This window comes from Verrucomicrobiota bacterium (assembly GCA_037139415.1).
GTDB lineage: Bacteria > Verrucomicrobiota > Verrucomicrobiia > Limisphaerales > Fontisphaeraceae > JBAXGN01.
This window is the reverse complement of record JBAXGN010000253.1, coordinates 1-8,895: the sequence shown is the minus strand read 5'-3', so window position 1 is coordinate 8,895 and position 8,895 is coordinate 1. Positions and strand designations below refer to the sequence as shown.

At 54.5% G+C, this 8,895-nt stretch carries 5 protein-coding genes; all 5 read left to right on the top strand.

Annotated features, from left to right (window positions below):
• Nucleotides 1-508, top strand: a 508-nt coding sequence (locus WCO56_27260) for a hypothetical protein (protein ID MEI7733300.1), incomplete at its 5' end; no start/stop codon positions are given.
• Nucleotides 480-1,094 (top strand): hypothetical protein, encoded by a 615-nt coding sequence (locus WCO56_27255; GenBank protein MEI7733299.1) that lies wholly within the window; start codon nucleotides 480-482, stop codon nucleotides 1,092-1,094. The genes WCO56_27260 and WCO56_27255, both read left to right, overlap by 29 nt.
• A complete protein-coding gene (locus WCO56_27250; GenBank protein MEI7733298.1) occupies nucleotides 1,091-4,690 on the top strand; it encodes a helicase-related protein in 3,600 nt (1,199 codons plus the stop codon). Before WCO56_27255 ends, WCO56_27250 begins: the two co-directional genes overlap by 4 nt.
• Entirely contained in the window at nucleotides 4,687-7,806 is a 3,120-nt protein-coding gene (locus tag WCO56_27245) for a hypothetical protein (GenBank protein ID MEI7733297.1), read from the top strand. Before WCO56_27250 ends, WCO56_27245 begins: the two co-directional genes overlap by 4 nt.
• Nucleotides 7,807-7,894: 88 nt before the next feature.
• A complete protein-coding gene (locus tag WCO56_27240) occupies nucleotides 7,895-8,728 on the top strand; it encodes a hypothetical protein (GenBank protein MEI7733296.1) in 834 nt (277 codons plus the stop codon).
• The last annotated feature ends 167 nt before the right edge of the window (nucleotides 8,729-8,895 follow it).

Below are 8,895 nucleotides of genomic sequence, written 5' to 3'. Positions count from 1 at the left end.
CCGCAGCCATAATCTGCTGGCGACAGACAATATCTATTTACGGATAAGCACTAAGAAAACAGATTACATTTGGTACCGGACCAATCCGTCTGTGGTGACGGCTTTCCTGTATAACTGTCGCGAACTGGACTTGGTGGATGGGCCCGGCATCCCGGCGGGCGCCATCGTCAAAGGCACGCATGGTTATGTGGTGGTGGAGAAAATGATTCCAGAAGTCACGGCCAACCTTGTGCCATTCAAGCCCAATGCCAAATGCCAGTGGCAGGAATACCAACTGAGCTGCATGGCGCTCCCAGGGGGGAAACCCCGCCTCGGCTTTGCCTGCTGCCAAACAACGGGCCGTGGATTTGGGGCTGCCCGTCTTGGAACCCGCCACAGGCATCTACCTGGTCAACTTGGAACTCGACCGCCCCAAAAACCAAACCGTAGCGCGTCGCGCCACAATCATCCCATCCTGATTGTGGCATCCAGCCCAACCTATGTTCAACATTTCCACTCAGCCGATTAAGCGCAACTATAATCGCCCCCTCTATGGTAATCAGGGTGAGTTTACGCTCTCCCGCGAAATCACCGTCCCCTATTTCTCCACGGTGCTGTCTATTCCTCGGGCCGTCATCGAACTTAAGACCCATGAACAGGTGGCGCCGTCGCTGGAGCAGAAATATAACTTAAGGGAACTTTACCAACGCGAGATTGACCAGGAACGCGTCCAGAAGGAACTGATTGACGGCTACCTTCGCGATACCAAAAAACTCAAGTTTTTCAACAGTCTCACCGTGGTCCTGCTCCCCAAAAATCCCAACGGCCAGGTCGTCTCCGCCTTTGAGGATTACCCGCAGAATAATCCGAGCATCCCTTTTGACCTGGACGACGCGTTCGATGCCGGTTTTAAGGACCAGAAAACCGTCATCTTTGGCGGTGTCCAATTTTCCTCCACCGCGCAGGGGCTCGCCCGTTTGCGCTGGGATACCGACCGCGTTGACGCGGTCGCCGTGGATGGCCAGCATCGCCTCCGGGCTCTCCAGAAATGGTTCGATGACCACAAAAATAAATCGCTCGAAGAATTCGAGAAAAATACCAAACATCCCCCATGAATAACCTGCTCCACCTTGCCACCACCGATCTCGCCAAGTTCCTGGAAACCACCCTTCCACAAGTCTCGCCAGACTGGTGGCAGAAGCATGTTGTCGCTCGTTTGAGCTTCCAGCAGCAACGCACTCTCCAGGAGCGCTCGTACACCAGCCTTCATCAACTGGACTTCGCCGCGCTGTTGCGCCTTGTGGATCAGAACTGGCACGACCTTTCCAATACCCTCACGCTGCCCCAGGAGTTCAGGACTTGGGTTAAGGAGTTGCAGACGGTGCGCAATAAATGGGCGCACCTTACTGCGGCAGCCATGCCTGCCAGCGAAATTTACCGGGATGCGGATACCCTCAGTCGCGTTCTGACGAAGATCGGCGCCAGCCCCGCTTCCATCAAAGCGGTTGAGGCTGCCAAGACTGCCGCCGTCGCCGCCATGGCCAAAGCCGCCGGTGGTGCTCCGAGCGCCACAGCGGAACCTCCACACAGTCCGCCACCTGCTACGCCCCCAGTCTCCCCGTTGCCGCCAGAGCCGGTCGCTCCCCCGGCATCCAACTTGTTCAAGGTGGGGGATTTAGTCGCGCTTCGTTCGAATTCAGCACTGGTCTTTCCCGTGATCGAGGTGATCCCTGGTGCCGGTGAATGCCGCTATCGCGTCTTTCAAAATAACGCCAAGGCCACCTATTACCAGAGCCAATTACGGGCACCTCCTGTTTCGTCCGACACGCACCGATCCATTACGGCCCAGGCCATGCGGGCGCATCTGACCAGTTACCATCTCCTCTCCCCTTCCACCACGAATCTTTTCTCCCTCCGGTCCGGGCGTGTCCAGTTCGTTCCTTACCAATACCGCCCGGTGCTTAAACTCATCCGTTCGGACCGCCCGCGCCTCCTCATCGCCGACGAGGTCGGCGTTGGCAAAACCATCGAAGCCGGCCTGATCATTAAAGAGCTTCGCGCCCGGATGGATTTATCCTCTGTCCTCATCATCTGTCCCAAGCCGCTCGTTGCGGAGCGCAAATGGTTTATCGAGATGAAACGTTTCGATGAACACTTTACCGCCCTTGACGGCCGGCTGCTTCGCCACTGTCTCCAAGAAACGCATCTCGATGGGGCGTGGCCCGAACAATATGCCAAGGCTATTCTCCCCTTCTCACTGGTGGATTCTGATCTCCTCATCCGCCCTCCCGGTGGACACTCACACACCCACCCTGGATTGCTGAAACTGGATACCCCGCCCAAATTTGACCTCATCATCGTGGACGAGGCGCATCATATTCGGAATCCGGAAACCCTCCTTCACCAAGGCGTGCGTTTCCTCTGCGACAATGCGGGCGCCGTGATCTTTCTGACGGCCACCCCCGTCCAATTGGGCAGCCAGGACCTTTATACCCTCCTGAATGTCTTGCGCCCCGACCTCATCATTGACCATGCCAGCTTTGAGCAGATGGCTGCCCCCAACCGTCATATCAATACTGCGGTTCAGCACTGCCGTGCCGCCCGCGAAGGCTGGCACCGCGCGGCGAGCGCCAGCCTTGATGAAGTGGCCAGCACCGATTGGGGGCGCCTCTTTATTCGCGAATCCCCGGCGTTCCAAAGTATCTACGATCGCCTCCATGCCGAATCCATCCCTGATACCGAGCGCATCGCGCTGATCCGCGCCATCGAAGATCTCTATACCTTCAGCCCGTTGATCAATCGCACGCGCCGCCGGGACATTGGCGAATTCACTACCCGTAAACCTGAAACCCTCTCGGTCGAGTTCACACCAGCACAAAGGAAGTTGCATGACGATCTTCTGGCCCTGGTCGCCCGCATCCTGGAATTCTGCCATGATCGCTTGAATGTCGCCTTCATGATGTCCACCATCCGGCGCCAGGCGGCCAGTTGCCTGTTCGGTCTCGCCCCGCTTCTCCAGGATATTCTTGCTGGCAAGCTGGACCGCTTGGATGCAATGGATGCCAGTGATACAGAGAATGGAGCAGATTTTTCGTTCGTGGAGGAGGTCCGCTCCGAAATCGCCGCCATTCTGGAGCTATCCCGTAATCTTGGTCCACAGGATCCCAAGGTCGAGGCCTTTATCAAAGTCCTTCAGGACAAAAATAAGCTGCCAAACAATAAGGCTCTTGTCTTCAGCACCTTCCGCCACACCCTGGCCTATCTCCACCGCCATGTCCAGGAAACCGGTCTGCGCTGCGGTTTAATTCATGGGGGGGTCTCGGAAGATGAGCGTGCTGACCTGCGCCGTCGCTTTGCGCTGCCAAAAGAGCAGCCTGAAGCTATCGACGTATGCCTCTCTTCCGAAGTCGGCTGTGAGGGGCTTGATTTCCAATTTTGCGATCTCCTCGTAAACTACGATCTCCCTTGGAATCCCATGCGGATCGAGCAACGCATCGGCCGCCTCGACCGCTATGGGCAGAAGAGCGAAACCGTGGTCATCGTCAACCTTATCACTCCAGGTACTGTCGATGCCGATATCTATGAGCGTTGTCTCTGGCGGATTGGCGTTTTCCAACATGCCATCGGCGGCAATGAGGAAATCTTGGGCCAAATAACCAGGGCTATTCAAAACATCGCCGAGAGTTTTACCCTCACCGCGGAAGAGCGTTCGGCTCAGCTTCGCCAGATTGCGGATAACAACATTCGCGTGATCCGCGAGGAACAAGATCTCGAAGCACGGCAAGCCGAACTCTTCGGCCTAAACGTGCCTGGCCAATATTGGCGGCAGCAAGTCGAAGCGGCCGAGTCCTACTGGCTCTCTCCCCAGGCAATGCAGCGCTGTCTTTCCACTTATCTCTCCCTTCGGTTGGGCACCGAGACCGACCCGCTCTTGGGTAAGGAGAATCTCAAAACCCTGCGCCTGAGTCAGGAAGCCCGTTTGAAGCTTCTCGATGATTTTAAGTGCTTGCCGCGCTCTACGGAGCCGCTCGCCAAGGATTGGGAAAAGTGGCTCAAAGGGGCTCAGCCCACTCTAGCCGTTACCCTCGATCAACAAACGGCAACCGCCAATCCTGGTGCGGTTTACCTGTCGGTAACACACCCGTTATTGCGCCAGGCAGCCCGCTTCCTTCAACTCGATGAGTCGGCCTCCGTTTCCCTCTTCGTACAAAGTAGTGCTGTTCCCCCTGGCAATTACCCCTTTGCTCTCTACCGCTGGCAAATGCACGGAGTGAAGCGGGATGAAATCCTTGTTCCCGTAGTCTCCGCTCCGGCAGTGGAGGATGCGCTGTTAAACCTTTTGCAGTGCGCCACGGACGCCAGTCCCGCTGTCGCCCCATCTCAGGGTGATCTCGACACGCTCGATGCCCAGCACCATGCCAAGTGGACGGTCGCCCTGGCAAACCACATTGCCGAAAATCGTCAACTCGTGGAGCACCGCATCCAGAGCCTTACGGTGAGCCACCGCGCCCGTACCCATGCCATCGAGACCCAAATCGCCGCTGCAACAAATGACAAAATTCGTTTAATGAAAACCAGCGAACTCGCTAGGGCCAATGCCGATTTCACTCGGCATTTGGCTGAGCTGAAAAAGGCCGCAGATGGCGGTGATATCCACGCCTCGCCGGTTCTCTTTGGCACCCTCACGGTGCGGACGGAGGGGGTACAATGAGCTTTATTGACGAAGTTCGGGCCAAACGGCAAAAGTTGGCTGATGTCTTGGCGGACGAGGAGTACTCAGGCATCAGGGAAATTGTCGAAGAACTTTATCCCGACCGTGCCCATTTCATCTACGAGTTGCTCCAGAATTCGGAGGATGCTGGCGCAACAGAAGTCACCTTCGCGTTGGGCGAAAGTGCTGTCAGTTTTGAGCACAACGGACGGCCGTTTGACAAGGACGACGTCCTGGGGATAACCAACATTGGCAAGGGGACCAAGAAGGACCAGCCGGATCAGATCGGGCGTTTTGGAGTCGGCTTCAAAGCGGTCTTTGCCTACTCGGAGACTCCGCACATTTGGTCCCCTAACGTCTCCTTCAGCATCTGTGACCTTGTGCTGCCTACTGAGATAGCCCCCAAGCCAGACCTTCTCCACAAAACCCGTTTCGATTTCCCCTTTAATAATCCGAAAAAGAGTTCGCCGGTGGCCTATGCTGAGGTCAAGGCGGGTCTTGAAGGGCTTGCCGAGACAACGCTTCTCTTCCTTTCCCACCTCAAGGCTATCCGCTGGCAAATCAATCCAACCCTCTCCGGCGAGGTGTTGCGCGTTCACCATTCCGCCAACCATATTGAGGTGCTCAAGCGGGCAAACGGCGAATCCATAGCCAGTTCACATTTTTTGCGTTTTTCCCAGCCTGTGCAAGGGTTGGAGAAACAATTCGTGTCGGTTGCGTTCGCTCTCGCCAGCCTTCCGCATGTCACGATTTTCAACGCCCAACAACCCATTGCGGAGCAGTTCAAAATCATCCCGGCCACCACCGGTCGTGTCGCGGTATTCTTCCCTGCGGATAAAGAAACTTCTGGGCTTCGTTTTCATTTGCACGCGCCATTTGTTCCAGAGCTTAGCCGGGCCAGTGTTAAGGATACTCCAGCCAACGCTCCTCTGTTCGCGCAACTGGCCCAACTGGCCGCTGGCTCCCTGCACATCGTTCGTCAGTTGGACCTCCTGACCGGTGAATTCCTTGCAGTGCTACCGAATCCCCAGGATCCCCTTCCGCCTCGTTATCAGCCCATCCGCACGGCCATCATCAACGAGATGAATAATCAGCCCCTCACGCCAACGTATTCCAAGTCCCACGCCCCAGCCAAAAACTTGCGCCAAGCTAAGGCTTCACTCAAAGAACTCCTGTCTTCAGGGGACCTTGCCTTTCTCAGTGGCCAGGGCGGCCAACCACTCAACTGGGCCATAGCTGCCGCGCAGAAAAATAGTAATGCCGACCGCTTCCTTGCTGGTCTGGCTATTACCGGATGGGGAATAGACAAGTTTATTGAATGTCTTACTCAAAAAGCATCCGTAGCTTCCCAGAGCACATTCGCGTATAGTTTTATCAGAAGCGGTCCTGATCCGGCATTCATGAAATGGCTTTCTGAAAAGTCAATGGAGTGGCATCAAGGATTGTATGGGTTGCTCTTTGATCACCTCGCAGCAGACCCGGATCAGTTAGAGATCCATTTTGAAAAACTAAAAAATCTTCAGATCGCCCGCCTCAGTAATGCCAGTTATAGCCTCGGAAGTAAGTGTTTTTTTCCGGACAATGACATGCAGCACGATGAGGTGTTACCCCGTGTGGATGTGCGCCTATACACCTCAGGCAATAACAATAAACAGCAGGAAGCTGCCCACAAATTTCTTAAAGTGATTATTGGTGTCCGTGAAGTAGGTGAGGCAGAGCGAATTGAGGCGGTTCTCAGGGAACGGTATGGGGCGGCCAGTTTAAAGCCAGATAGAAATGATCTCGCCCGCTGGATTGCTCTTGTGGAGAAAGATCCCGAAAAAGCCGCTATCTTCAAGCCCTATTGCATCTTTGAACGCAAAGATGGTAAGTGGACTCAGCCGAAGCATGTGTTTCTCGATGATCCATTTGAGCATACCGAGCTATCTGTTTACTACAATGCCTATAAACTTGGTGAACCATCCGAAAGCAATGGGTTACCGATGGCGCTCGCTGATTATTACCAGGACTGCGGAGTAACCATCGGCCGGCTGGTTGCTTTTGCCAAAGCGGTCGGGGTACAGACGTACCTGAGCTCAGTGGATGAATTACTTAACATCCTTCCCCATATCGAAAAAAGTATTCAGTTGGGCACGCCGGATATCGTTGCTATCACCTTCCTTTGGCGAATCCTTTGCGAGCAAGGGCGGTCCAACTCCCACATCCTTGAGGTTCCATATAGCCATCACAAGGGTTGGGGACATCATGAAACAAGATATTACTTTTCAAAGCTCTGTAGTCGGCTTCAATCTTCCTCATGGGTGCCTCAGCAGATCGGAATGGACCTTAAGTTTCTTCCGCCACGGAAAGCCTCCCGTGAGGCACTACCTGCGGGTTTTCCTTTCGATTCCGGCTGGCGCTGGCTCCAACATTTTGAATTTGGGGCGGATGCAGCCAAGATTTCCGAGGACCATCGCCAGCAGGAGGCCATGGCAAGCCAGCAGGAGACCATGGCAAAGCAGGTTGGATTTCCCGACGCCCAAAGTTTGGAACGTGCCAAGCGCTTCGCCAGCCTGCCGGCTGAGGAGCAGGAACGCTATCTCGCAGAGCGGGAGAAACGCTCGTCTGGAAATCTTCCAGACCATGAACCTGTCAACGCCGACCGTCGCGCTGAGCGCGTGGGTGAAGGAGCCGCAGATGCACCGGAGCGTGTCACCGAAAAGCGCATCCGTTCGGTCGCGGTGGGGCGGGAAGATGTCAAAGAGGAGACAGAGGAATACCTGCGCCACCAATACACGAATGAGGATGGTGAAATGATCTGTCAAGTCTGCCAGGCACCACTTCCTTTCAAGCTCGACGACGGCAGCTATTACTTCGAAAAGGTAGAGTTTCTTGACCTTGTGAAGCGGCACTATCAAAACTATTTAGCCCTTTGCCCCAACCATAGCGCGATGTTTCAATACGCCAATGGTTCGCGAACTCAGTTACGGGGTCTCTTTGCTGCGATGGAGGGCCAGAACCTGGCGGTTGTTCTAGCCGGTACGAACTTCACAACCTATTTTACGAAGACTCACATCGCTGACCTTAAAAAGGTCATTGAAGTCGATTCCAATAATGGATCTCTCCCTGCAACCTGAAATGCATCGCAAATAGCCTCTAAAGGTAAACTATGAACATTCGTCTGGGCCGCATTATATTCATCAAAAATTGGAACCCTTGGAAATAATGAAACAGCCTTTTCTCATTCAAGCTATACTGCTGTTAGTTCAAGCAGGATGCCTTCTTTCCCAAAATCCAAATACCAGCAGCTTGGTGGCTCCACTTACTGGAATTTCCGCTGACCGCGTGCGCGCTGAGGCGGGAGATTCTGCCGCTCAAGTCGCCTTGGGGCGGGCTTATGCTGGTCGTGGTTATCATGCAGAGGCGCTGGGTTGGTTCCAAAAATCTGCCGCGCAACAGAATATGGACGGAGTTTATGAAGTGGGCAGTGTTCTTCTGAATGGGCGACCGTCAGTCTATGGCGGCCAGCAAGTAAGTGCCAATCCACAGTTAGGCATTAGATGCCTGTTTCACGCGGCGACGAATTATCATAAGGCCGCGTATTTGGAAATCGCCAGTGCTTTCGGGAATGGGCGTGGTGTGTCGAATGACCTGGTGGAATCCTACGCTTGGTATTACCTGCATAGCCTCAAGGAACCATTCCCAAACCTGGAAACTGCAGCGATGAATAACCTCGCCCTAAAACTCGATGCCGCCGCCATCCTGCGTGCTGTCGCCATGGCTAAACAATTCCAGGCAGGGAGCTGGTCCGGTTCGGCATTGTCAGTCCCACCGGCTCCTCCGGTTCCAGATGCGACCCAGTTTAAACTGACTGGCATCACGATTGGTAAAAGCCTGTCTATGGCGATTATCAATGGCAAAAATCTTCGTGAGAATGAACTCAGCCTCATGGCTGTTGGTCCCGCTTTTCTTTCAGTCAAATGCCTCAAAATTACTTCCAACACCGTCCTTATCTCCGTCTGGGGCGAATCCACCCCTCGCGAGCTACATCTCCGCTGATTCCCTGCGCCTTCCGCTCCCCCTGTGGCCGGGGATGACGCCAAGATTCAACTTTGAAACTTGTGTGCGCGATGCCACGCCAGATATTTTGGATCAGGACGGAGCGTGGTATCGCCTAGCAGCCTGTCGGACTTAGAAAAGCAGTTTTTTTAAGAAGCCCGGACATA